This is a genomic window from Aquabacterium sp. A7-Y (genome assembly GCF_026153205.1).
In the GTDB taxonomy this organism is placed as follows: Bacteria; Pseudomonadota; Gammaproteobacteria; order Burkholderiales; family Burkholderiaceae_C; genus Caldimonas.
In genome coordinates, this window is sequence record NZ_JAPFBW010000012.1 from 53,124 (window position 1) to 76,937 (window position 23,814).

A 23,814-nucleotide genomic window follows, 5' to 3' on the forward strand; every position below is an offset into this window, starting at 1 on the left:
GCAGGGCTCGGCAGGGAGCGGATCGAATGAACGCCGCGACCCTGAAGATCCCGGTGTTCGTCACCCACCGCAAGGAGTCCGGCTACCGGCTGCGCTGCCTGTTCCTGCCGCAGATCCATGCCGGCGCCCCGCGTTATGAAACCGCCCTGAACAAGCTGCGACAGGTGGTGGTGCAGCACTTCCGCGGCACCCAGATGGACCGCTCGACGCTGGACGAGCGACTGTGGCTCGGCTTCGCGCCGGAACTGCGCTTCGAGCTGGTGCCGCTGGGCTTCGACAGCGGCCGCCGCTGGGTCGAAGGCATGTTCGCGACGGCGCAGTTCAGCGTCGCCGGGCGCCGCTACGCCTGCCTGCCGCAACTCGACGGCATCGTCGCCGACCTCGGCGAGCAGCACCTCGACAAGGCCGCGCGCACCGAGCGGCTGGTGGCACGCATCCAGGCCTACTTCCGCGAACAACGCAAGGAACAGGGCGACGGCTTCGATCCACACCGCTGCCTGGCGGCGCCCAACGACGAACTGGCCGAGCTGGAACTGTCGATGCACCTGGCGCAGGGGCGCTTTCCGTTCCAGAACCCCTTCGACCTGCGGGCCAGGCTGCATGACGACAGCGTCGGCGACGGCGCAAGCGAGATGGCCCGTGTCGCCGTCGATCTGAACGAGCTGTACCCGGACGGGCTGTCGAGCGCCTTCCTGCGCGACGAAGCGGCCCGTGAGCTCGAAGCATCGATCTACCGCCCGGACCGGGGCGCGGTCGTGCTGGTCGGCCCGCGCGGGGCCGGCAAGACGGCCCTGGTCCACGGCGCACTGCGCCGCTACATCGCGTCCCACCCTGGCCGCGACCGGGCCCGCTTGCAGAAGATCTGGCAGCTCGATCCCCTGCGCGTGATCTCCGGCATGAGCGTCATCGGTCAATGGCAGCGTCGCATGGCGGTGGTGCTGAAGTACCTGCAGTCCCGGCTGCCGGAGGGCTTCGGCATCGACCATCCCGATCACCTCTACTGCGACAACCTGGTGGCACTGCTGTCGGTGGGCCGGAGTTCGCAGAACACCCTGACCCTGGCCGACGTGCTGAGGCCCCAGCTCGAAAAGCGCGCCTTCACGATGGTCGGTGAGGCGACCCCCGAGGCCTGGCAGAAAATCCAGCAGCGCGACCGGCGCTTCGCGGACCTGTTCCGGGTCATCCGTGTCGAAGCGCCGGCGCGCGAGCTCGCCATCCGCATCGTCGGCTGGCGCCGTGCCGAACTCGAACAGCAGCACGGCTGCCGCATCGATGCCGCGGCACTTGCCGAGCTGCTGAAGCTGGAGCGCCGTTTCGCCGGTGAAGAAGTCCTGCCCGGCTCGGCGGTTCGCGTGCTCGATCGCCTGGCGGTCCGCCATGCCGGGCGGCAAGTCGGACGGGACGAGGTGTTGTCGGCCTACACCGCGGCCTACCACTTCCGCGAAAAGCTGTTCTCCCGCCATGTCGGGCTGGCGCCGGCGGAGGCCCATGCCCACTTCGCCGCGCGCCTGATCGGGCAGCCGCAGGCCCGCGCCGAACTGGTCGATGTAGTGGCACTGGTCAAGTCCGGCCTCGCGCCGCCCGGCAAGCCGCTCTCGTCGCTGCTGTTCATCGGGCCGACCGGCGTGGGCAAGAGCGAGGCGGCCAAGCTGCTGGCGGACTTCCTGTTCGAGGACGAGGGCGGGCTGGTTCGCTTCGACATGAACGAATACGTGGACGCGGGCGCGCTGGACCGCCTCATCGGGGATGCGGCGCGGCCGGACGGCCAGCTCACCGCCGCGGTGCGGCAGCGCCGTGCCTGCGTGCTGCTGCTCGATGAGATCGAAAAGGCGCACCCGGCCGTGCACGACCTGCTGCTGCAGGTGCTGGGCGAAGGCCGGCTGACCGACGCCCTCGGCCGCACCACCGACTTCTCGCAGTGCGTGGTCGTGCTCACCTCTAATCTCGGCGCCGCCGCGGCCCAGCGGCACACCGGTTTCGCGCGGCAGGCGGCCGACGTGCAGCACACCTACCGGGAAGCAGTCGAGCGCTTTTTCCGCCCCGAGTTCCTGAACCGCATCGACCAGGTCGTGACCTTCACGCCGCTGGCGGCGGGCGACATCGAGGCCATCGCGCGGCTGCAGCTGGAGCGCGTGCTGTCGCGCGACGGCTTCGTGCGACGGCTGAGCTTCCTGAACGTCTCGGAAGACGGGCTCGAACAGCTCGCCCACCTCGGTCACGACGAAACGCTGGGCGCGCGCGCCCTCAAGCGCGCCATCGAACGGACACTGACCGGCCTGGTCGCACAGCGGCTCGCCTCTTCCCACACGGACCGTCCGATGCTGCTCGACGTGACCGTCGAGCAGGGACGGCTCGCCACCCGCGCCACCCTGCTCGACTACGCCGCGCCCCGGCCGGTCGCGCTGCCGCCCGACAGCGCATCGGCCAGCGGCTACGACAGCCTCTCGCGGCAGGCCGAGGCGCTGCACGAGCGGCTGCATGCAGGGCTCGATACCGCGCCGGACCCGGCGACGGTGCTGGCACTGCGGGCGATCCAGGTGCGGCTCGACCCGCTGCGCGACACGCTGGCGCGCATCACCTGGGAACTGGCCGAGCACCGGGTCCCCGCGCTGCGCACCGCCAGGCCGCGGCAGCCGCGGCCGCGCGACTGGCGCGAGCTGGGGCGGCCAGTGACGGACATGCTGTTCGCGCAGCACGACATCCACGACTTCTTCGAGCAGCTGCACACCGCTGCCCACCCGGTGCGAGGCGCGGAGAGCGAGCTGGTGCGCTGGCAGCTGGAACTCGCGCTGCTCGCGCGTCGCGCCGACTGCCTTCAGCAGCACGGGCTGGAGCGCGTCGAGATCGAGATCGTCACGCTGCAGCGCGGCGCGGTGCCCGCCGTGGTCGACACCGCCTGGGCCGACTACGCGGCGCTGCTCGCGCAACTGGACCTGCACGAGCTGCCCGCTGCGCGGCCCGGCACCCGCTGCTTCGAAGGCGCGGGACTGCGCAGCGCCTTCGCCGGCGAATGCGGCATCCACCTCTGGTACATGGGCGACCAGCGCCCCGTGCCCGTGGCGGTACGCCTGCTGCCCATCACGGCGGAAAACCTCCGGCCGCCCCCGCCCACCGAGATCGTTCGCCTGCGGCTCGAACCGGCACGCGCCGGCGATCAGCGCCGTTTGACCGACCTGCGCTCCGGCTGGGTGCGCAAGTTCTCCGGCCCCTTGTCCGAGGAGGACTGGCGGCTGCTGCTGTGGAACGGCGGCTCGCCGGACCGGCCCGTCTGAGGTGTTCCCGATGGCGACATCGTCTTATCCCCTGGTGTGTTGGCAGATCGGCGAGGAGTCGGTCTTCGGCCTGCTGCTCGGCACGGACTTGCAGGCGGTCGAGCGCAACACGCGGCGCCTGAAAACCGCACTCGCCGAGACGCTGCAGCGCGAGCGTGAACGCGGCCGTCCGCTGCCCGAGCCCGAGCTCGACGAGGCGCGCATGAAACTCGTCACGGTCAAGGTGAACCTGGCGCACCGCACCGCCAAGGGCAGCTTCGCGGTGCCGACCGCGACCGAGTTCACCGTGGCGGCCATTTACGGCGGCAATGCCGTCGAAGGCTATTCGAAGTGCTACCTGCCCTACCTTGACGAGAGCTTCTACTACTACGACGACGGCCAGCTGCCGGTGCTGATCGAGCACTACACGCGCGACCGGCTGGACGGCATGGCGCCCGAGGACGCTCAGCGCTACCTCATGCCCACCCGCCCCTGGCTGGAGCAGGTCGAGTGGCGCAAGGACGACCGGACGCCGGACCGGCAGCGTCTGCCCCGCTACCTGCGTGACGCCCACGCCCGGCTCGCCGTCGTCGCCGACCGCCTGCCCGAGACAGGCGCTCGCCGAGGCCAGCACGTGTTCCCGGAGACCGCCTGGGAGCAGGGCGCGCTGGTCGACGAACTGGCCGGGCGCCTGGCACGGGGTGCCAACCTCCTGCTGGTCGGCGAACCTGGCGTCGGCAAAAGCGTGGCGATCCTCGAGGCGATCCGCAAGGCGCACCGCCTCACCGCGGGGACCGAGCAGCCGTTCACCTTCTGGCGCAGCAATGCCGAGCGCCTCATCGGCCGCGCCAAGTACCTGGGCGAATGGCAGGCACTGTGCGACCAGCTGGTGCAGTGGCTGGAGATGTCGGAGGGCCTGCTCTGGGTCACCGATTTCGTCCACCTGCTGCAAACCGGCGGTGACAACGCCGAGGACTCGATGGCCGCCTACCTGCTGCCGGCTCTGCGCCGCGGCGCACTGCGCCTCGTCGGCGAGGCGACGCCCGAAGAGCTCGAGAGCGCGCGCCGACGACTGCCGGCATTCATCGACTGTTTCGAGCCGCTGCGCCTGGCCGAGATGGACGGCACCCGCGCGCGCCGGGTGCTGGACCTGTTCGCCGGTCATGCGAAAAACGCGCTGTCCATCGAGATCGAGCCCGCGGCGCTCGATACCGGCTACCGGCTGCTGCAGCGTTATGTGCGCTACGAGCGTTTTCCCGGCAAGGCGGTCAAGTTTTTCGGCGAGTGCGTGCGCAGCGCCATGGCGGACCGTCTCCCGGCGGTCAGCGAACAGGCCGCCATCGCGCACTTCGCCAGGACGACGGGCCTGCCCGAGGCTTTCCTGCGCGACGACCGGCCGCTGGTCGAGGAGGAGGTGCGCCACTTTTTCGGCCAACGGCTGTTCGGCCAGCATGCCGTCATCGGCCACCTCCAGGACGTGGTCTACCTGTTCAAGGCCGGGCTCAACGACCCGGCCAAGCCCATCGCCACGCTGCTGTTTGCCGGCCCGACAGGCGTTGGCAAGACCGCCGCGGCGAAGGCGCTGGCCGCCTACTTCTTCGGCGCAGGGAGCGGGGCCGATCCGCTGTTCCGCATCGACATGAGCGAGTTCCAGCACAGCTTCCAGATCGCCCGCCTCGTCGGCACCGGCGAGCGGCCCGGCAAGCTGGTCGAACACGTACGCCAGCGGCCCTTCTCGGTGGTGCTGCTCGACGAGATCGAGAAAGCCGACCCGTCGGTGTTCGACCTCTTGCTCGGCGTGCTCGACGAAGGCCGGCTGCGCGACAGCCGCGGACGGGTGACCGACTTCCGCAGCAGCCTGGTGGTCATGACCACCAACCTCGGCGTGCGCCACGGGGCCTCGCTCGGCTTCACCGAAGCGGGCGGCGGCGACACCGTGCTGCAGGACATCCGGCAGTTTTTCCGGCCGGAGTTTTTCAACCGTATCGACCGGGTGGTGCCCTTCGCGCCGCTGTCGCGCGAAGCGATCGAGGCGATCGCGCTGCAGGAGCTGCGTGGCATCGAGCGCCGCGAAGGGCTGCTTCGGCGCGGCATGAGCTTGCGCTTCTCGCCAGCCGTCGTCGCCTTCGTCGCCGGTGTCGGATTCAGCCCCCGCTATGGGGCCCGTCCGCTGCAGCGCGCGGTCGAGCAGCACGTGGTGGCCGCGGTGGCACGCGCACTGTTCGAGGTGGTGGACGATGGGGTCTGCCTGGAGGTCGAGATGGCTGGGGACACGGTGGTGGCGAGGCCTGCGGCAGGCCCCTGAGCCGCGACCCGCAAAACGCCTCGCGTTGAGGGGCTACGGCAGGCCCGAACGGGCTCATTCTGCAGACCTGTAAGGCGCGCGAGTTGCGCCGCTGGTTGGACGGCGGAGGTCGGCTATTGCCCGGCCCGGCGGCCCACCGGGAGGCCGAGGCGCTGTTGCTGCCGGGTGGTGACCGAACACGCTACCACCATTGAGGAATCGGGATTTTTGCTGAACCGCCAAGAGGCCAGGTCTGCGCCTCGAAATGATGACTCACCCGGTTGATTTCGAATCTGGAGAGCCAGCGGCGCAGGAAAACATGTGCCTCATCAACTGATATTGCTGCTTCCCGGTGTCTGCCTCAGAAATACGTGACATTGAGACGGGACACCAGTACCACTTAAAAGGCCCGTTGGAATGCGTGATTGTGTTTCGGCCGCCCCTTACCGGCTGAACAGGAAGGCGCCAGTGATATGCATACTGCGCTGCCCGCCGAAGTCATCCGCCAGGTCTGGGACGAGGAAGCGCTACGCTTCAACGCCGATCAGCACCTCGTCCCATCCCAGGCCCACCACGTGAGAGACCAGCCAGCTCAAGGTAGGCAGGCGAAGTTCCTCGGATTCCGTGCGTTCACCGCACCCATCCATCTGCAAAAACTAACAGTTCCGGCCTGGTATCTGCATTGGCATCATGAGGATCTAAGAGAAACAGATAACGAAAACTCGAATCAGGTCCAAGGCAGTTAAATCTGTTCCCTCATCCTGTTTGAACCTCGTGTCGTTTCGATCCGAGAGGCTGCTCACCTGGTTGCCGTTCGTCGTTACATCGATTCAGCATTTCAATCTGCTGCGCCAACGATGAGATTCGCGCTCCCAGTGCGAGGGCGCGTGGGCGCCAGTATTGGCGAGAACATGCCATGTCTCGGATAAGGTCAACCGTTAGCGGCTCTTTGAATAGCGGAGTAAAACTGATCGCACTCCCTTTTGCCGGCGGCGGGGAGTCGAGCTACCGTACTCTGGCGGATAGGCTGAAGAACAATTTCGCCGTCGTCACCTTGAGTCTGCCCGGCCGCGGCGCACTGCACGATGTCGACTCGTATAGCGACTGGCCTCGCCTCATTGCCGATCTGACTGAGGAGGTCGGCAAGCAGACAGCCGGGGCTCCGTTCGCCCTGTTCGGGCACAGTTTCGGTGCTCTTCAAGCTTTCGAAGTGTGCCGCGCATTGGCGCTTCGCCAGATGCCGCTCCCGCTGGGCCTTTTTGTTTCGTCTCATCAAGCGCCCCAACTCGTCAACCCGCGCAGCCTGCCTGGCCAGCAAATCCACACGTTGCCCGATGAAGAATTTGCGAGCGCCGTTCGTGAATGGGGCTTCTTCAGCCGCGAGCTCACCGACGAGGTCGGTTCAGGGCAGCAAGAGGCCTTGCTGCTGCAGTACGCGGCCGGTGCACTGCGAGCGGATCTGCGTCTGGATGAAACCTATCCCTACGCGCCGGGCGCTGCATTGCCGATCCCTGTCGTCGTTTTCGGTGGCACCGACGACGACAGTGTGACGCCCGAGGGTCTGGCCGAGTGGCGTGCTCAATCCGCTCCATGCAGCGCCTTTTCGCTAGAGCGTTTCGAAGGCGGGCATTTCTATTTCCTGCAGGAGGCGGCCGCTGATGCACTGGCTGAGCGCCTGACATTTCACATGGAGCAGTGGCTGGGCGACCTGCGGCCCTCTCTGCTGGAGGTCCGTCTGCCTCCCGGTTCCCTGCTGCCAGGCTGCTCCTGGCAGTCCGAGGCGTGGAGCGCTGAGCACTCGGTACTCGCCCACATCTGCCGACAGGTCGAGCGGGTGCCGCACTCTCTGGCACTGTTGGACGGCGATCGAAGCTGGACCTACCGGCAACTGTCGGCCGCCGCCGTACAACTGGCCGACTCGCTCGCAACCGCCGGCATCAAGCCCGGCGACGTGGTGGGCGTATATCTGCCTCACTGTGCCGAGTACACGCTGTCGCTGCTGGCCGCCTGGTCCGTCGGGGCTGCCGTCTGCCTGCTGGAGAAGAACTGGTCCGACACCCTACTGACCGAATTCGTCGCGAGCTGCGAAGTGAGGCTGGTCTTGGCCCTGCCTGCTGAAATCGGGCGCGTGCAGGCGCTGCTGTCGCCGCGGCCCTGCCTGGCCGTGTCGGCAGGCTCCGGGCGGGACGCCAACGCGCGCTTGACGCCAGCCCACTGCCAGGGCGACGCACTGGCTTTCGTCTCGCTCACCAGCGGCTCCACCGGCAAACCCAAGGCCGTCCTCACCGCACAGCAGGGTGTGAGCTACTGCTTCTTGGCGCGCCAGGATCTGTATCCCTACCAGGACGGCGAGCGCGAAGGCGTGAACGTGTTTTTCGCCTGGGAGTGCCTGCGGCCCTTGATGTTCGGGCTGACGGCCGTCGTTATCCCGGACAACGTGATCTTCGATCCGCCCCGCCTCGTGGCTTTCCTCGAACGGCAGCGCATCACCCGGCTCGTGGTGACGCCCTCGCTGCTGGAAACGACGCTCGACGTCCCCGGTCTTGCAGGCCGGATGCACCGCGCACTCGGCCAGCTGTCGATCTGCTTCCTGATGGGAGAGGTGGTGCCAGCTCGCCTGGTGGACAAGGCAGCCCGGGATCTGCCGGCCCAGCTTCGCCTCGTCAACGCCTACAGCACCTGGGAGAGTCTGGACATTGCCTATGCCGAGCTGCTCCCGCCGGCGCCTTTCCCGGCCCAGAGCGCACCGGTTGGCCGTCCCCTTCCCGGGTGCACGGTGGCGGTGCTGGACGAGGCCGGCCGGCCCGTCCCGCAAGGTGTCGCCGGCGAGCTATACGTCGCCAGCCCGGGGCTCGCCCTCGGCTATCTCGGCGATGCGGCCAAGACGGCGGAGCGCTTCGTGCCCGCTCCGGCGGCCCTGGCTCGCCCCGAGGGCCCGGCGCTCTTCTACCGCACCGGCGACGCGGCGCGGGTGTTGCCCGACGGGCAGCTGCTGGTCCTAGGCCGCATCGACAGCACCGTCAAGATTCGCGGCTTCAAGGTGTCCTTGCAGGCGATTGAGTCGGTGGTCGATGCCGTCGAGGGTGTCGGCAAGTCGCTGGTCCTGCCGATTGAGGATCGCCAAGCAAACCAGCCGACCGTTCTGGTCGCCTATGTCGTCGGCATCGGGGGGGCACCGTCCGAAACCGTGCTGGCCCGCGTGCGCCAGCAGGCCCGGGCCCAGCTACCGGAGTATGCGGTGCCGGCGAATGTCATCGGCCTGCCGTCCTTCCCGCTGCGCCAGGGGGAGTCGCGCAAGCTCGACCGGACCGCGCTGCCACGCCCGCAGCTCGCCGCCGAATCGGCCGCGACGCCGCAGTCCGAACCAGAGCAGACGCCGCTGGAACAACAAGTGGCCGCCGTCTGGCGCGAAGTTCTCGGGCTTTCGGCCGTGCGCCGCGACGACCACTTCTTCGAACTGGGGGGCAGTTCGCTCGCGGCGGCTCGGTTGGTGGGCTTGCTCAACGAGCGTCTTGGCCTGTCGCTTGCGGTGCTCGACCTCTACCAGCACAGCGTCCTTGGGGACTTGGTGCGGCACTGCATGGGCACTAGCAGCGATGTGTCCGGGCCGGCGCCGCTGCCGCACACGACCCCGCCGGACGCTGCCGCCCGCCCCGTCGCGGTTGCCATCGTCGGTCTGGCAGGGCGATTTCCGGGCGCCCCTTCCATCGAAGCCTTTTGGCACAACCTGAGCCAAGGTGTGGACAGTCTGCGTCGCTTCGGGCGGGAGGAACTGCTGGCCAAGGGCGTGGCGGCCGCCCAGCTCGATCATCCCGACTGGGTGCCGGTCGGGCAGGTGGTGGACGATGCCGACAAGTTCGACGCGCTTTTCTTCGGCATCGGCCAGCGCGAGGCGGTGTTGATGGACCCGCAGCACCGCCTGTTCATGGAAGTCGCCTGGTCGGCGCTCGAGCAGGCCGGTTATGCCCGCAGCAACAACCCCTACCGCACGCGCACCGGGGTGTTCGCCGCCTGCGGCATCGACGGTTACCTGGTGCATCATCTGCAGGGCGGTGGGCTGCACACGCCGCTCGACCCGGGTCGTCTGTTTCTCACCGAGATCGGCAACGAGAAGGACTACATCGCCACCCGGGTGTCCTACCAGCTGGACCTGGGTGGCCCGGCTGTCACGGTCACCTCGGCCTGCAGCAGCGCGCTCGTCGCAGTGGCCCAGGCGGCGCAAGCCATCGTCTCCGGGCAGTGCGACATGGCGGTGGCCGGCGCCGCCTCGCTCACCTTCCCCAATTTCGGCTATTGCTACGAAGAGGGGCTGGTGGGCAGCCAGGACGGGCACGTGCGGCCTTTCGACAGCCGCGCCAGCGGCACGCTGTTTGGTGATGCCGTGGGAGCCGTGGTCTTGAAGCGACTGGACCTGGCCCGGGCCGACGGCGATCACATCTGGGCGGTGGTGTCGGGCTTCGGTCTCTCCAACGATGGCCGCATGAAGGCCGGCTACACAGCGCCGAGCGCCGAGGCGCAGAGCCGCTGCATCGTCGATGCGCTGCGCATGGCTGACGTCCATCCGGCCCAGCTGTCCTATGTGGAGTGCCACGCTACCGCCACGTTGATCGGCGACGCCATTGAGCTCAAGGGCTTGAGCGATGCCTTTGCCCAAACGCAGGACGGTCGGCCGTTGCCGAGCGCGAGCTGCGCCATCGGCAGCGTCAAGGGCAACATCGGCCACGCGAACGCGGCAGCCGGCATCACCGGCCTGATCAAGACGGTGCTGCAACTGCATCACCGCCAACTCACCCCCACGGTCCATTTCGAGACACTCAACCCCAAGCTGGTGCCCTTCGTGGACCACGAGCGCTCGCCCTTCCGGGTGCAGCGGGTGTTGAGCGACTGGACCGTGGCCGACAGCACTGCGCAGCTGCCGCGGCGTGCTGGCGTCTCGAGCTTCGGTATCGGCGGCACCAACGCCCACCTGATCCTCGTGGAAGCCGAGGCGGAGTGCCCCTCAGCCCCCGACTCGGCCGCGAGCGTGCGTCCGCTGCACTTGCTGACGGTGTCGGCACGGTCGCGCGGCGCTTTGCAGCGCCACCTGCGCGAGCTGGCCGACGACCTGACCACGGCTTGCGCCGATCAACTCGCCTGCAGCGCCTATACCCTGCATCTGGCACGCGAGGCGCATCCCCTGCGGGTGGCGCTCAGCGTGCCGGCCACCCCCGGCGCGGCGGCCGCCGCCCTGCACGAGCGTGCCGCCCGGCTGCCCGCCGAGCTCGCCCGGGCGAAGCACGGAGCCACCGTGGCCTTCTGCTTCTCCGGCCAGGGCTCTCAGCATGTCGGTATGGCCCGGGGCCTCTACCACTCGCAGGCCGAGGGCGGGCGTTTCAGGCGCCATTTCGACAGGGCGTGCGCGGCGCTGAGCCAGCGCTTGGGCTTCGACGTCGCGGCCTTGGTCATGGAGGCCGACGAGGTGACCTTGCAGAGGCCCGTCGTGACCCAGTGCGGCCTGTTCGCCATCGAGCATGCGCTGGCCGCTGTCCTGGGGGAGTACGGCATCCGCCCGGTGGCGGTGGCGGGCCACAGCATCGGGCAATACGCGGCAGCGGTCGTCGCTGGCGCGCTGACGCTGGACCAGGCAGCGGCGCTGGTGGCGGCGCGGGCGGCGGCGACCGAGGCTTTGGACGGCTTTGTGGCCCCGAACGGCGAGCAGGTCGCGGGCGGCATGCTCGCCGTTCGGGGCAACGAGTCGGCTGTCCTCGCCTGGCTGAAAGGCAGGCGCGATGTCTGGCTGGCGGTACGCAATGCGCCGGGCCTGCTGGTGCTCGCCGGACTCGGCCCTGCCTTGCAACAGGCGCAGCAGGACCTCGTTCGGCTCGGCGCTGAATGCCGGCCGGTACCGGTCTCGCATCCCTTTCACACGCCGCTGCTGCAACCGGTGGCCGATGCGATCGCAGAGGTACAGGTCGCCGGCCAGCGCCCTGGGCTGCCGATGGCCTGCAATGTGACCGGCGGCTGGCTGGGCGAGGAAGCCGGTGACACCGCCTATTGGGCCCACCATGTCCTCGCGCCTGTCCGATGGGCTGACAACGTCGCGACGCTGCTGCGTTGGCAGCCCGACGCGGTCGTCGAGATCGGCCCTGGCAAGGTGCTGTGCAGCCTGGTGGGCAAGTGCCTGCCGGCCGACGCTCCGGCACCGTACATCATTGCCAGCCTGCCCGACGCCCAGGGTGTGCAGGACGACGTGCGCCACTTCAGCGACGCGCTCGGCCAACTCTGGTGCGCCGGCGTCGCGCTGGATTGGCGGGCCTATCACCGGGGCGAGGCGGCCTCCCCGGGCCGCGCGCTGAGGCGCCGGCCGTTGCCGACCTATCCCTTCGAGCGGGACAGCTACTGGTCGCGTCCGCAAGCCTCGATCTATGTCGATGCGCCGCCGCCAACAGGGCCTACCACGGCCGTGGCCGTCTCGCCTTGGCTGGTGTGCCTGCGGCCGCGGCCGCAAGCGCAACTCAAGCTCTACTGTTTCCCCTACGCCGGAGGCAGCAGCCGCAGCCTGGAAGGCTGGTCCCGCCGAGCGCCCGATTGGCTCGAGGTGGTCGCCATCGAATGGCCCGGCCGCAACCAGCGCGCCGAGGAGGCGCTGGCGCAGGACGATGCGGACGACGCGCGCGCCCGCCAAGCGATCGCTGCTGCCATACGGGCCGATGCTGGCAACTTGCCAGTGGCGTTCTGCGGGTTGAGCTATGGCGGCGCAGCGGCAACCGAACTGCTCTGCGCCGAGCTGGCCGACTTCGCCCGCAGCGGCCAGGTGAAGGGACTGGCCGTCGTAGGCCGCGCGCCGCTGCTGGAGCCGCCGCCCCTGAGCACCGATGCCGAAAGTTTTCTGCTGGTGCCGGCCGAGCTGCAGGCCGATGCGCTGTGGCGGGATCTGTTCCGACCTATCCTGAACGCCGACTTGGCCGCTGATGGCCGCGCCGCCCGGCGCATCGCCGCCCGCTGGCGGTCGGGTGGACGGGAACCGTTGCTGAGCTTGCCGCTGCAGGTGCACGGTGGCGAAGCCGACCCCGCCTTTGACTGGCTGCACGCAGCCGAGTGGGGGCGCATCTCCTCTGCGCCGCCGGCCGGCCTGCATGCTTATCCCGGCGGCCACGACTTCATGATCCGCGCCGAAGCCGACATCCTCGGTCGACTGGTTGACTGGTTGCGCCCACATGGCTCACCCGGCAAGACGGCTGCAGTGCGTCCGGCGCCGACCTACGGCCTGCGTTGGCAGCCGCTGCCTGCCCGGCCGCCAGCCGGTCAGACACAGGCGTGGACCGAATGGCGCGCTGGCGAGGAGCTGGCAGCACTCGACTGGCTACTGGCACACCTGCAGGCCGGGGGCGACCGGGCGGCCCTGCTGTGTCGCCGCGGTGAGGTCCCCGACGCCGCCGGCGTGCGGCAATGTGTGGGCTTCGTGGCCTTGTGGCAGGCGCTGATGCAGCACAACTGCCAGGGCACGCTTTGCCTGCTGCTGCCAATGGACGCCGCGAGCGGACCGCTGGCGGGTGCGGCCCGTGTCGCACACGCCGAATACAGCGCGCTCGACGTGCAGCTTGTGTTCGCCGACGATCACCCCGATCTCGGCGTCGCGAGGAGCGACGCCGCCTGGACGGACCGTCTGGTGGCCGAGGCCGCTGCGTATCCGGACGAGCCCCAATGGTGCCGCCGGCAGGGTCGGCCCCTGGCAGCACGGCTCAAGCCCCTTGCCGGTGATTCCTTGCCCGATGGCAGCCTGGGTCGCTCCGGCGGCCACTACCTCGTGACGGGCGGTTCGGGTGGGCTGGGCTCAGTCTTGCTGGACTGGCTGATCGATCGCCAAGGCGTGGCGCCGCAGCGCATCGTCGTGCTGCAGCGCACGCCGAGCCGGGTCCGCGAGGGCGTGCAAACCCGGGTAGCAGACCTGAGCGATGCCGCCGCCCTGGCGACTCAGCTGGCCGGCATCGACGCCGTCGAAGGCGTGTTCCACCTGGCGGGGCTGCTGGACGACGGTGTCATCGCTCGCCTCGACGCGACACGCATCCACCGTGTGCTGGGTCCCAAGCTGGGACTGGCGCACCTGCTCCCGCACACGGCACGCTGGCAGACCCGCTGGATCGTGGCCTTCTCGTCCACCAGCTCGCTGCTGGGAGTGGCGGGCCAGACGGGCTATGCCGCGGCCAATGCATGGCTCGATCAGCTCGCCAGCTGGCCGCCCGGTGGTCAACCGCCGGTGATCAGCGTGCAGTGGGGCAGCTGGGCCGAGGTCGGCATGAGCGCGCGTAGCGACAAAGCGATGCGCCGCGCGATGCAGGACGGCGAGCGCCCGTTGCCGACTGCCGCCGCACTGGCCGCGCTGGGTTCGCTGCTGGCTGGTCTGCTCGGCGAGGCCTTGCCCGGCCGGCAGTTCGCGGTCTGCGACGTCGACTGGCCACGCTCGCCCTGGGCTCAGCTGCCGTTGCTGCGCCCGGTGCTCGACAGCGAGCCGGCGCGTCTCCACGAAGCGACGGCCGAGCCGCCGAGCACGAAGGGTGCCGGCGGCGGCCAGAGTGATGCCGTCCAGTCCTTCCTCAGCGACTACCTGAGCCGCTGGGACGAGGGGCTCGATCTGGCCGCACTGGGCCTGGATTCGCTCGACCTCGCGCAGCTCCGCAATGGCTTCTTCAAGCGTTTCGGCCGGCACATCCCGCTATCGCTGCTGTCCTCACCCACGCTGACCGTCGGCGAGCTGATGCGGCACCTGCGCGAGGCCGCCGGCACCGAGTTGTCCCAAGTCCCCTGAACCCCTATCCAACGCTCGGCGTGGCGTTCCGGACCCGGTGCCGGGTACTCCGATCGAGCGAGCACCCAAACAAAGGGAAACAGCATGAGCACATTGAGCATCGTCGAGTCGACCGCCCCGCCCGAAGGGTTCTACCCCTACGCCGACCTCGATCCCCGCGAGGGCTATCCCAGCACTAGCGATTTCCAGGTCATCCAAACCCAGGACGGCCGTGGCGCCGGCATCCGGGCCGTCAGGGGGTTCAAGCGCGCGGAGATGATGGCCCGCGTCTCGGGGCAACTGCTCAGCTCGCGTCGCCTGCACACGCTGCAGATCAATCCCCAGTCACACCTGTTCGACCCATACTTCTGTGGCCTGCTGTTGCATTCCTGCGACCCGAACACCCGGCTCGACATGGTGGCCTTCGAGCTGTGGGCCCTGCGGGACATCAGCGCCGGCGAGGTGCTCACGATGGACTACGCAACGACAGAGGACGTGCTGATGCGTCAGTTCGCCTGCCGCTGCGGCGCGCCCAGCTGCCGCCGCTGGATCGCCGGCGCGAAGGAGCGTCCCAACGAAGAAGGTCTCGCCATGCTCAGTCGCTCGCAGGCAGTGGCCGAGCACTGAAGGACCCGGTTCGCGCGGGGTCCCGCAGGGACGGCAAAAGACCTGTCCTTCGATGACGACGATCGACACAGGAGCGACGAGATGCAAGGTTTTGTCGAACTGAAGGATGTCAGCGACCGGCAGGTGCCGGTGCGCGGACGCCGCTATCTGGCTGGCTCTGACAGCCAGCACGTGCCGTTGGCCATCTCGATGGCCAACGAGAAGTTGCTCGTGCTGCGCCCGAGTTCGACTCTCGGCATGGCGGAGGATGCTGCGGCCTGCTGTCGACCGGTCGTCGACGAACGGCTCGATGCCGCCGGGGCGCTTCTCTTTCGAGGCTTGCCGCTGGGCAGCCGGGACGACTTCAACCGCTTCATGGCTGCGCTCGGGTATACACCGCACAGCTACGCAGGCGGCATTGCGGTTCGCGCGCGCGAGGCCGGTTATGCGCTGTTGGCGAGTCAGGAAGACGCACGCATCACGATGGCGCCACACAACGAGATGGCTTACTTGCCCGCGGCCCCGCGCAAGGTGTTCTTCTTCTGCGAGCAGGCCGCCGCGCAGGGTGGCGAGGTGCCGATCAACGACATTCGCGAAACCGTTCGCCACATTCCCGATGCCATCCTGCAGGCGTTCGCCGACCGCGGCATCCGCTACCACCGTCACCTGCCACGCGAGTCCACCGCGACCCAAGTCGGCTGGCAGGAAACCTATGGCGTGACCGATGCCGCTGAGCTCGAGACCCGCCTGCAGAGCCAGGGACTGGAGTATCGCTGGACACCGGAACAAGGCCTCCAGTTCAGCCAGCGCCAACCGGCCTTCCGCCCCGATCCTGGCGGCGGCCCACCGCTGTGGTTCAACCAAGTGACTGAGCTGCACAGCTCCTACTGGCGCCACCACCCGCTGTTTCCGTCTGACGGCTGCGAAGCCGACTACCCAGCCACGACCACCTACGGCGACGGCGATCCGATCGACCCGGAACTCATCACCTTCCTGCGCGCAGCCCTATGGAGAACATCCCGGGCGGTGCAAATGGCACCGGGCGATGTCCTGGTGCTCGACAACACCCACATCCAGCATGGGCGCTTCGCGTACGAGGGACAGCGCCGTCACCTGGTCAGCATCACCGCATGAGGCAATCGATGACGCCGTACACGGAAGCACACGGACCAACCGCCCAGCTTGACATGCAGCATCTGCTGCACCCCTGGGCCGACATGTCCAGGCTGGGGCAGCAGCTGCCCATGGTGATCACCGAAGCGCACGGCGCGCGTGTGGTGGACAGCACCGGGAAGAGCTATCTCGACGGCATCGGCGGCATGTGGTGCGTCACGGTCGGCTACGGCCGGGCTGAGCTGGCGGAGGCGATGCACGCGCAGGCCCTGAAGCTGCCCTTCTACACACCCTTCGGAGCGATGAGCAACGAGCCGGCCAGTGAGCTGGCAGCCCTGCTGGCCGAGCTGGCACCGGGCGACCTCCAGCGTGTCCACCTGACCACCTGCGGTTCCACGGCCGTCGAGTCGGCACTGCGCTTTGCACACTACTACTTCGGCGCCACCGGCCGCCCGCAAAAGCGCCACATCCTCTCGCGTGCCGACGCGTACCACGGCAGCACGTATCTCGCCGCCTCAGTGTGCGGCAAGGCCTGGGACCGCACGTGCTTCCAGTATGAAGCTGGTTTCGTACACCACCTGAGCGCACCCAATCCCTATCGCCGGCCCAAGGGTATGGCGGAAGCCGACTTCTGCGACTGGCTGGTCGAGGAGCTGGAGCAGCGCATCCTCGCCATCGGGCCCGAGCAGGTGGCCTGCTTCATCGCCGAGCCCATCCTCGCCTCCGGCGGCGTGATCGTGCCGCCGCAGGGCTACCATGCCCGCACACTGGAGGTCTGCCGGCGCTACGACGTGCTCTACATCTCGGACGAGGTGGTGACGGGCTTCGGCCGGCTCGGACACTTCTTCGCGTCGCAGGCGCACTTCGGCATCGTGCCCGACATGATCGTCTTGGCCAAGGGCTTGACCTCGGGCTACCAGTCGCTCGGGGCGCTGCTGATCTCTGAGCGCCTGCTGCAAGCTGTCTCGGGCGAACGGGCACCTTCCAACAGCGTCTTCACCAACGGCTTCACCTACTCCGGCCACCCGGTCGCTTGCGCAGTGGCGCTGGCCAACATCCGCCTGATGCAGCAGGAACGCATTTGCGAGCACGTGCGCGAGGTCGGGCCCTACTTCATGGCGCGGCTGAACGAGCTGAGGCGCTATCCCCTGGTAGGCGATGTGCGTGGCGACCACCTGATGGCCTGCATCGAGTGCTCGAGCGGCTTGGTCGAGGCGCTGCCTAGCGCGCCGGACATCGCCATCGCGCAGCGGGTCGACGCCCATTGTCAGGCGCTGGGGCTGCTGGTGCGTCCTTACGAGAGCATGTGCATCCTCTCGCCGCCGCTCACCATCACCCGCGCGGAGATCGACGAGATGTGCGCCATCCTGGCGCGTGCGTTGGAGCTGACGCAACAGGACATGGCGGCCGAGGTCGGTGAGGCCGACAAGCGCAAGGCAGGTGGCGCATGCTGATCGACGGGCGGCCAGTTCGTGGCGAAGGCGAGCCCTTGGAGTTGCTGGACCCCGCCACCAGCGTACCGATCGAGACGGTCCGAAGCGCCACCCTCGCCCAGGTGGATCGGGCGGTCGCCGCCGCAGCCGCTGCCTTTCCCGGCTGGCGCGCCACTCCAGTCGCCGGTCGCGCGCAGCGCCTGCTGGCGCTGGCGCAGGACGTCGAGGATCAGGCCGAGACTCTGGCGGCCATCGAGAGCGACAACACAGGCAAGCCCCTGCACCTCGTGCTGCAGGACGAACTGCCGGCCATCGTCGACTGCTTCCGCTTTTTTGCTGGCGCTGCGCGCACCCTGTGGACGCCGGCCAGCGGTGAATATGTGGCCGGTCACACCAGCCTGGTGCGGCGCGAGCCAGTGGGCGTGGTGGCACAGATCGCCCCGTGGAACTATCCGTTGATGATGGCCGCCTGGAAGATCGCCCCCGCGCTCGCGGCCGGCAACACGGTCGTTTTTAAACCCTCGGAGTGGACGCCACTGTCCATCCTGGCGCTTCAGGAGGCCGTCGCTCGCAGCTTGCCTCCGGGCGTGCTGAACATCTTGACCGGACCCGGTCAGACAGTGGGGCAGGCGCTGGCCGCCCACCCCGGCGTACGCATGGTCTCGCTGACCGGGTCAGTGCGTTCCGGCCAGGCCGTGCAGCGCACCGCCGCCGGCAACCTGAAACGCACACACCTCGAACTCGGGGGCAAGGCCCCGGTCCTCGTGTTCGACGATGCCGATGCAGAGGCGGTGGTCGCGGCAGTCCGTTCGGCCGGGTTCTACAACGCTGGGCAGGACTGCACCGCCGCCTGCCGCGTGTACGCCCAGCAGGGCATCCACGATCGCCTGGTGGACGCGCTGGCCGAGGCAGTGGCCTCGCTGAAGGTCGGGCCACCGCGTGATCCGGCCACCGAAATGGGGCCGCTGATCCACCCGTTACACCGTCAGCGCGTCGCCGATTTTGTGCAGCGCGCGGCCGCCCTGCCGCACGCGCGTGTGCTGACCGGCGGGCAAGCGCTGCCTGGGCCCGGTTGCTATTTCGCGCCGACCCTGATAGCCGGCCTGGCGCATGCCGATGAGATCGTCCGCGAAGAAGTGTTCGGCCCGGTCGTCACCGTCACGCCCTTCGACACCGAAGCGCAGGCGCTGGCGTGGGCGAACGACTCGGAGTACGGGCTGGCGGCTTCGGTCTGGACCCGCGACGCCGGCCGTGCGATGAGAGTGGTGACGCAGATCGAGGCCGGCGTCAGCTGGGTCAACGCCCACTTCACCTACACCGCCGAGATGCCGCACTGCGGCATGAAGCAGTCCGGCCACGGCAGCGACCTCTCCGCGATCGGCCTGCACGATTACACCCATCCGCGTCACGTCATGTGGAGGCATTGAGCCGCCGCTGCCTGCCGAGACCTTCCTTGCATCCCCCACAAGCGATCTTCCATCACCCATGTCCAATCCCATCTATCACGACGAACAGGTTTCAGCGGAACCGCTGGACGGCTTGACCGTTGCTGTCATCGGCTACGGCACGCAGGGCCGAGCCTTTGCCGCGAACCTGCGCGACAGCGGTGTGACCGTGCAGGTCGGCAACATCGACGACAACTACTTGCGGCGCGCCGTCGCCGACGGCCACCCGGTGAGCGGCATCGCCGACGCGGTACGGCAGGCCGACGTCGTCCTGCTGCTGATTCCCGACGAGGCGCATGGACGGGTGTTCGAGGCCGAGATCGCGCCGCAGCTGCGCGAGGGGGCGATGCTGGTGGTCGCGCACGGGCACTCCATCGTTCAGGGCTATGTGCGGCCGCTGCCCGGCCGCGACTTGGCGATGCTGGCACCGCGTATCTACGGCGAGCCCATCCGTCGCCACTACCTGGCGGGACAGGGTGCGCCGGCGTATTTCGACGTGATGCAGGACAGCAGTGGCCAGGCCTTGCCTCGCCTGCTGGCGCTCGCGCGTGCGGTCGGCTTTACCCGGGCGGGCGTGATGCGCGTGGACCCACGGCAGGAAACCTTCCTGGATCTGTTCCAAGAACAATTCCTGGCACCGGCCCTGGTCGACCTGGTCGAGACCAGCTACCAAGTCCTGGTCGAGCAGGGATTCGACCCGCGCGCCGCCCTGCTGGAGGTCTACGGCTCGGGCGAGATGGGCCAGATGTTGTTGGATGGCGCCGACATCGGGCTGGACGAGGTGATCGCTCAGTATGGCTCGCCGACCTGCCAAGTGGGCTACCACCGTTGGCGCGGCCGGCTGCTGCCACCGTCGCTGGCAGAGGCCGCCCTGGTCATCCTGAAACAGATGGAGAACGGCGATTTCTCTGCGGACTTGAAGGAACAAGCAGCACAGGGTTATGCAGACGTCGCTGCGCGGCAGCGTGCCTGCGAGGAGCGCCCGATGAACCGTATGCACCGCGAGGTTCGCGCCTCGTTCCGGTTTCCGTCGGAGTCGTTGGACACGCTCTACCGGGCGTGGGCCGACGTGAAACCGGAAGGTGCCGGGATCACGTCCGCGACCGTACCGGTCGATGCGGCTTGCACCACGCCTCTTGCTCCCACGAAAGCCTGATGATGCATGCGTTCGGACACTGGTGGGCCCGCGAGGACCTCCGCTATGACCACGAGCGCCTCGTCTTCTGTGGCCGGGACGTGGCGGCACTGGCGGCGGCCTTCGCGGAGCCGCTGTTCCTCTACAACGCTGCTCGGCTGAGGCAGAACGTCGGGCGGCTGCACCAGGCCCTCAGCGGACTCGGCCTGCCGTTTCGGATTTACTACGCAATGAAGGCCAACCGCTTCGAGCCGCTGCTGTGCGAGCTGCGGCGCACACCGCTGTACGGGATCGACGTGTGTTCGCCCGAGGAACTGCGCGAGGCCCTGGCTTGCGGCTGGCGACCCGAGCAGCTGTCCTTCACCGCGCACGGGATGATGCCCGAGGATGCGGAACTGCTCGCGGCGCTGCCGCAGGTGCACGTCAATTGCGACACGCTCAGCGCGATCCGCCTGCTCGGCGAACATTCACCGGGACGAAGCATCGGCCTGCGGGTCAACCTGGGCATCGGTATCGGCTATGCGGACAGCGATCGCCTGAGCTATGCCGGCCAGCGCACGACCAAATTCGGCATCTACCGCGAGCAGTTCTCTGAAGCGCTGGAGACGGCCGCCTGCCACGGCCTGCATGTGACTTGGCTGCACTGCCACGCCGGATGCGGCTACCTCGAGGCCCAGCTCGCATCTTTCGAGCGGGTGCTGCAGGCACTGGCCTCCTTTTCGGACAAGGTGCCGGGCCTGCAGGGCCTGAACCTGGGGGGCGGGCTGGGCCTTCCTCACCGGGCGAACGACGTCGCGCTCGACCTGGGCCGTTGGGTCGGCCTGATTCGGACGCACCTGGGCCACCTGGGGCTCGAGATCGCTATCGAGCCGGGCGACTTCATCGTCAAGGACGCAGGACTGCTCGTGCTGCGCGTCGGTTATGCCGAAACCAAGCGCGACCGGCGTTTTGTCGGTCTCAATGGCGGTTTCAACCTGGCGGTGGAACCGGCTTTTTACGACCTGCCGTGCGAGCCTGTGCCATGCCGCCCCCGTGCCGGTCCTGCAGAAGTGGTCACGCTGGCTGGCAACATCAACGAGGCGCTCGATCTGTGGGCAAGCGATGTGGCCCTGCCGCCGGTAGAGCCTGGCGACTTCATGGCCTTGCTGAACGCCGGCGGCTATGCGTCCTCCATGAGCTCCAACCATTGTTTACGCGGTCGGTTTCGGGAATTGCTGCTACAGCCATAGGCAGGCAGCACGAGCTTTGCGGAAGCAGTATGGACTGGAATCGGGCCCCACCCCTCCAGCACGGACGGCAGGCTGGTCCCCAGCGGCGGCTGGCCTCGGCCCCCGGTCTGTACCAGAATTCGAACCTTCAGGGGGGGCCGCGCGCCAACTTCGGCGGCACGATGCCAGCTGGGCCATGTGTTTGTAAACGTGTGACATCGCTGAGGCGCCGGGCAGCTTCAGCTTCACTCACCAAAACAAGAGGATCCAGATGCAGGGATTAGCGCTGATTGCAGTTTGCTTGTTGATCGGCGCGGCCCTGGCCCGCAGCGAGCGTCTGCCCGACAACTTTTGTGCGGTGCTCAACCTGTTTGCAGTGCGAGTGGCCTTGCCGGCCCTGGTGCTCAAGCACATACACGCCATTGAGTTTGACGCGACCTTGTGGCTGCCCCTTCTGACACCTTGGGTGGTCTTTGCGCTGTCCGCCGCCGCGGCCCACTTGGCTGGGCGGATCTGGGGTCTCAGGCGCGACACGGTGGGCTGCCTGACGCTCGTGTGCGGGACGGGCAACACGTCCATCGTTGGCATCCCCTTGATCCAGGCTTTTGTCGGCGTGCCGGCGGTGGGCTACGCCGTGGTGGTGGACCAGTCCAACTTCGTCGTGATGTGCACGCTTGGCATGATCGCGGCCAGCATCTACTCCGACGGCCAGCAGGATGGTCGGCGCATCCTGCGTCAGATGCTCAGCTACCGGCCTCTGCAGATGCTGGTGCTGGCCCTCCTGTTGCGGCCCATCCAGTTCCCCGTATGGCTCGATCAGGCCTTGTCGTCGGTGGGCGGCACGTTAACGCCGATTGCGCTCATTTCCGTTGGTGCCAGCTTCCATTGGCCCCGGGATTGGGGCGTCGTGCGCAACTTCCTGATCGGCGCTGCCATCAAGCTCATGATGGTGCCGGCCTTGGTGCTGCTGCTGTGGAGCCAGCTCACCGGCGTGCGTGATCTGGCCTTCACGACCTCGGTGCTTCAGGCGGCGATGCCGCCGATGATCATTGCTGGACTGATCGCCACCGAAAAGAATCTCGATCCGCCCCTGACGCAGGTACTGATTGGGGTGGGCATTCCGTTGTCGTTTCTCACCACCGCCATCTGGCTGGTGTTCCTACGGTAGTGAAGGCAGCCGGAAACAAGGTATCGAAGGTCGTAAGCTTCCCCGTCAAGTAGCCATCCCAGAACTGGAATCTGCGGCTGTTGTGATCCTGGGCAGGAACTGCCGCGGCGGCAGCCCTGCCAGGGCATCGTGAGGCCGGCGCTCGTTGTATTCGAGCAGCCACTCCTCGGTGATGTGCTGCACCTGCTCGATCGACTTGAACAGGTAGGCATCGAGCACCTCGTTGCGGTACGTGCGGTTGAAGCGCTCGATGTAGGCATTCTGATTGGGCTCGCCGGGCTCGATGAAGCGCAGCGCGATGCCCTTGGCAGCGGCCCACTCACTGAACGGCAGGGAGGTCATCTCCGGCCCGTTGTCGAAGCGAATCGAGGCCGGCGTGCCGTACCACTCGATCAAGCGGCTGAGCGTGCGGATCAGCCGCCTGGCCGGAATAGAGGTGCTGACCTCGATGGCCAGCGCCTCTCGGTTGGCTGCGTCGATGACGTTCAGCGTCCTGAAGCGTCTGCCGTCGTACAGGGCATCGTGCATAAAGTCCAGCGCCCAGCCTTGATTGACGTACTGGCCCGCCTGCAGCGGCACGGGCTCGCGCTGTGGCACACGCTTTTTCGTTCGCCGCGGCAGGGTCAATGCCATCTCGCAGTACACGCGCCATGCCCTCTTGTGGTTCCATGGCCGTCCATCCAGTCGCAGCCGCTCGTAGCACTTCCAGAAGCCGCAGGCCTGCGGATTGGCGAGCAGCTGGCGCTCCGCTGGCAGAGCGTCGATATGCGGAGCTATGCCGTCGTGGTGCGCGAGGCCAGGGTAATGGGGCGCGACAAGGACCGCACGAAGACCGCGTTCGAGCGAATCGTGGAGCTTAACGTTCGGGCGGCTGCGGTGCTCCATCGCCAACGCGCTCGCACCCAGTCGCAGAAGCACGGGCGCGTCTTCGCAACGGCGGGGCAGCCGGACAAGCCCTGGCACGACGAGCAGCTTCAGTGGCGCGCGTGGAATAGCTGCCTGCGCCGCTGCGGCGTCCGCTATCGCGCCCCGAAGGAGTGTCCGGAACCGGCGTCACCATGGCGCTGCAGGCCGGCGCCGACCCCGTGTGGGTGGCCAACCAGCATGGGCACAGCGTCCAAGTGATGATGCGTGACTACGCAGGATTCATCCCGAAAGCAGACCGCGGGCGCAACCTGGCAGCGGTGAACCGGGCCCTCAGAACTCAGGGTCAAACCGCGGATTCCGCAGTAGAACCGCAGTAGGCACCCTGCAGAAACAAAAAAGTCCTTGAAGATCAAGGACTTAGTTGGCGGAAAGGGAGGGATTCGAACCCTCGATACGGTAAAACCGTATACCGGATTTCGAGTCCGGCGCATTCGACCACTCTGCCACCTTTCCTGGTGTTCGCTTTAGCTTTTAAGCTCG

At 67.8% G+C, this 23,814-nt stretch carries 12 protein-coding genes, 1 tRNA gene and 1 pseudogene; 12 read left to right on the forward strand and 2 right to left on the reverse strand.

Annotation, left to right across the window (positions count from 1 at the left end; all coding sequences use genetic code 11):
- The first annotated feature begins 26 nt into the window (after positions 1-26).
- From OOT46_RS12725 to OOT46_RS12775, 11 genes and pseudogenes are all read left to right on the forward strand, one after another.
- On the forward strand, positions 27-3,272 hold the full coding sequence (locus OOT46_RS12725) for an AAA family ATPase (protein ID WP_265403984.1): 3,246 nt from the start codon (positions 27-29) through the stop codon (positions 3,270-3,272).
- 10 nt (positions 3,273-3,282) lie between these two features.
- On the forward strand, positions 3,283-5,556 hold the full coding sequence (locus OOT46_RS12730; protein ID WP_265403985.1) for an AAA family ATPase: 2,274 nt from the start codon (positions 3,283-3,285) through the stop codon (positions 5,554-5,556).
- 452 nt (positions 5,557-6,008) lie between these two features.
- Positions 6,009-6,281, forward strand: a complete 273-nt coding sequence (locus tag OOT46_RS12735; protein WP_265403986.1) for a hypothetical protein — start codon at positions 6,009-6,011, stop codon at positions 6,279-6,281.
- Between the two features lie 170 nt (positions 6,282-6,451).
- On the forward strand, positions 6,452-14,320 hold the full coding sequence (locus tag OOT46_RS12740; protein WP_265403987.1) for a type I polyketide synthase: 7,869 nt from the start codon (positions 6,452-6,454) through the stop codon (positions 14,318-14,320).
- A gap of 84 nt (positions 14,321-14,404) precedes the next feature.
- Entirely contained in the window at positions 14,405-14,926 is a 522-nt protein-coding gene (locus tag OOT46_RS12745) for an SET domain-containing protein-lysine N-methyltransferase (RefSeq protein ID WP_265403988.1), read from the forward strand.
- A gap of 81 nt (positions 14,927-15,007) precedes the next feature.
- Positions 15,008-16,039: a TauD/TfdA family dioxygenase gene (locus tag OOT46_RS12750; protein ID WP_265403989.1), complete on the forward strand. Its 1,032-nt coding sequence runs from the start codon at positions 15,008-15,010 to the stop codon at positions 16,037-16,039.
- A gap of 8 nt (positions 16,040-16,047) precedes the next feature.
- The gene (locus tag OOT46_RS12755) at positions 16,048-17,472 is read left to right on the forward strand and encodes an aminotransferase (RefSeq protein ID WP_265403990.1); all 1,425 of its coding nucleotides are present in this window, start codon (positions 16,048-16,050) and stop codon (positions 17,470-17,472) included.
- Positions 17,466-18,878: a gamma-aminobutyraldehyde dehydrogenase gene (locus OOT46_RS12760; protein WP_265403991.1), complete on the forward strand. Its 1,413-nt coding sequence runs from the start codon at positions 17,466-17,468 to the stop codon at positions 18,876-18,878. Before OOT46_RS12755 ends, OOT46_RS12760 begins: the two co-directional genes overlap by 7 nt.
- Positions 18,879-18,936: 58 nt before the next feature.
- Positions 18,937-19,977: pseudogene (locus OOT46_RS12765) on the forward strand (NAD(P)-binding domain-containing protein); the annotation flags it as partial.
- Positions 19,978-20,054: 77 nt separating this feature from the next.
- A complete protein-coding gene (locus OOT46_RS12770) occupies positions 20,055-21,260 on the forward strand; it encodes an alanine racemase (protein ID WP_265403992.1) in 1,206 nt (401 codons plus the stop codon).
- Positions 21,261-21,510: 250 nt separating this feature from the next.
- Complete coding sequence (locus tag OOT46_RS12775) at positions 21,511-22,407, forward strand: AEC family transporter (RefSeq protein ID WP_265403993.1); 897 nt, start codon at positions 21,511-21,513, stop codon at positions 22,405-22,407.
- Positions 22,408-22,452: 45 nt separating this feature from the next.
- On the opposite strand, the gene OOT46_RS12780 is transcribed toward OOT46_RS12775, so the two are convergent.
- Positions 22,453-23,184: an IS3 family transposase gene (locus OOT46_RS12780; protein WP_416136188.1), complete on the reverse strand. Its 732-nt coding sequence runs from the start codon at positions 23,182-23,184 to the stop codon at positions 22,453-22,455.
- Here OOT46_RS12780 and OOT46_RS30945 point away from each other — a divergent pair.
- Positions 23,068-23,532 (forward strand): tyrosine-type recombinase/integrase, encoded by a 465-nt coding sequence (locus OOT46_RS30945; protein WP_416136189.1) that lies wholly within the window; start codon positions 23,068-23,070, stop codon positions 23,530-23,532. The genes OOT46_RS12780 and OOT46_RS30945 overlap by 117 nt on opposite strands.
- Positions 23,533-23,696: 164 nt before the next feature.
- Here the strand turns inward: OOT46_RS30945 and OOT46_RS12785 are convergent.
- Positions 23,697-23,787, reverse strand: a tRNA-Ser gene (locus OOT46_RS12785).
- Between the last annotated feature and the right edge of the window lie 27 nt (positions 23,788-23,814).